Source organism: Lamprobacter sp., from assembly GCF_034860625.1.
GTDB lineage: Bacteria > Pseudomonadota > Gammaproteobacteria > Chromatiales > Chromatiaceae > Lamprobacter.
The window spans coordinates 1-2,319 of the sequence record NZ_JAYESN010000368.1; the positions used below are offsets into that span (position 1 = coordinate 1).

General features: G+C 61.8%; 1 protein-coding gene and 1 pseudogene. One reads left to right on the top strand and one right to left on the bottom strand.

What is annotated here, in order from left to right:
* Positions 1-811 (top strand): annotated as a pseudogene (locus VBE63_RS27625) (AAA family ATPase); the annotation flags it as partial.
* 158 nt (positions 812-969) lie between these two features.
* Here the strand turns inward: VBE63_RS27625 and VBE63_RS27630 are convergent.
* Positions 970-2,319 (bottom strand): choice-of-anchor U domain-containing protein (locus tag VBE63_RS27630; RefSeq protein ID WP_323686197.1); only part of this gene is annotated, 1,350 nt, incomplete at its 5' end.

Below are 2,319 nucleotides of genomic sequence, written 5' to 3' on the forward strand. Positions count from 1 at the left end.
TCGTAACCGCATCGATTTTGTTGCCCGCCAACCGCATGGGCAGGAGCTCATTGGCGCCGCGCTCGATCCGGAGCACCCGCCGGTGATCGCCAGCCTGGCGCATCGCTTTGGGGTCGAGGACATGCGCCGCGCGCCTAAGGACGCGCCCTTTCTTGGCTCGCTGTTGTATTTCCTCGGTGCGCTCACGCTGAAGGATCAGACGCCGTTTGGTGAGCTGGTGCTGGGGATTCCGAATCTGGTGATCCGCAAGCTCTACGTCGAGAAGTTCCACGATCAGCTGTTTCCTGAGTATCCCGAGCGCGAGAGCCTGCGCGCCGCGGCCAAGGCGCTCTATACCCAGGGTGACCTTGCCCCGCTGATCGAGGTGCTAGAGACCCATCACCTGCGTGTGTTCGACAACCGCGACTATCGCTGGTCGAACGAGCTGACGGTGAAAACCGTCTTTTTGATCGCACTCTTTGCCGACATCTTCTATGTCATGGATTCCGAGACCGCGATTGCCCGCGGCCATGCCGATCTGTCGCTGATCGTGCGCGAGGAGATGCGCCGCTTTGCGCTGCTGGATCATCTGCTGGAGTTCAAGTATCTGAGCGTGGCGGATACTGGGCTTTCGGCTGACCGATTGCGGGAGTCCTCGCGCGAGGACCTGGCCGCCCTCCCCTCGGTGGCCAGTGCCCTGGACGCTGCTGAAGCTCAGCTCGCCCGCTATCGCCAGGGGCTGGAGCAGGCCTATGGCGAGCGCCTGCGGCTACATACCCATGCCGTGGTGGCACTGGGCTTCGAGCGGCTGCTGTGGCGCAGCACAGGGTGAGCCTGCCGGCTACTCAGGGTCAGAGCCGCAGCGGAGGCATCTGACCACTGACCAGGTTCACCACTGCTAACCAGTGCCGCGTCCCCGAAGACCGAACTGACATCGCTCAATCCCCGTTCACCCGCATGAAGAGCGGGATGCAACATCCTGATGGCTGCTTATACCAAAAGCTCCGTACTCAGATCGGCAGGCATTGGCTGGCCGATCAAGGCTAGCCCCTCGGCCTCATCAGGCACGCTGGCTTGGACGTCGGTCTGCATATAAGATTCTGCTGCTTCCTTAGCCTGCTCAACGCGCGCTCCATACTCGAAAGGTGAGTCAGGGCGATCACCGGTGTCGGTAGCGACAAAGGTGAAAACGGAGAGCAAGGTGTCGAACGCAGCGCCGTATTCAACTGTACCAGCCTCCTCATCGAGCGTGACTTGACGGTTCAGGATCCGGGCAAAAATGCTTGAAAGATGCTCAGATAGCTCGGCCTCACCCGCTAAACGTTGCATGGCTGTTTCAGCAAAGTTGAGAGCATCGTTCACGTCCACGAAAAACGCCGCTTGTGTTTCTTCCTTAGCCTGCGCAACGCGCGTTCCATACTCGAAAGGTGAGTCGGGACGATCACCCGTGTCGGTAGCGACAAAGGTGAAAACGGAGAGCAGGTTGTCGAATGCAGCGCCGTATTCAACCGTACCAGCCTCTTCGTCGAGCGTGACTTGACGGTTCAGGATCCGGGCAAAAATGCTCAAAAGAGGCTCGGATAACTCGACCTCACCGGCTAATTTGTGCATGGCCACTTCGGCGAAATTCAGTTCGGGATCAGGGTCGGGATCAACTTCGGCCCGATAACCCGGCGCGCCGGGGTCGGTGATCGCGCCAATGTCAGGATTGGTATCAAAGGGGCCGTTGTCGGTGATGACGAAGTCGAGCCGGGTTTTGGTGCCGACGGTGCTGGCCGCGCCGCCATAGGCGTCACTGGCGAGGTTGACCCAGTCGCCTTCGGTGGTTTGCTTCCAGAAGCCGTTGACCGGGAGTTCACCATCGATGAGCAGGCTGAAGGGCACCTCCCCTGCGTCCTCGGCACCCTCTTCGAGGTCGACTTGAGCCTCGAAGCCGATCAGCCCGAGCGGCATGGTGATACCGGCACGCTCCTGCGCTGGCGGCGCGTCTGACTGGGACACCGCGCGGATGGCGACCCCGCCGGCGGGCGTCGGCCCGGTGTTGGGGTTCTCAGCATCGCCACCGTTGGTGTCGGTGCCGCCAATCAGGCTGATGAACACCTGCGTGGCGTCGGGGTTCTCGGAGATCCGGTCGGTCACGCGCACGGGGATTGAGGCGACATCGGTCTGCTCGCGATCCGGGATGCCGTCGCCGTTACCATCGCCCTGGGTGCCGTTTTCATCGAGCGGCGGGGCAAAGTCCTCGACCTGCTCGGGGGTGCCATCGCCGTCATTGTCGGGCAGATCCGCCCACTCGTCTTCCGGGGGTGGGGCGTCGGGTTCTGGTTCTGGCTCCGGCTC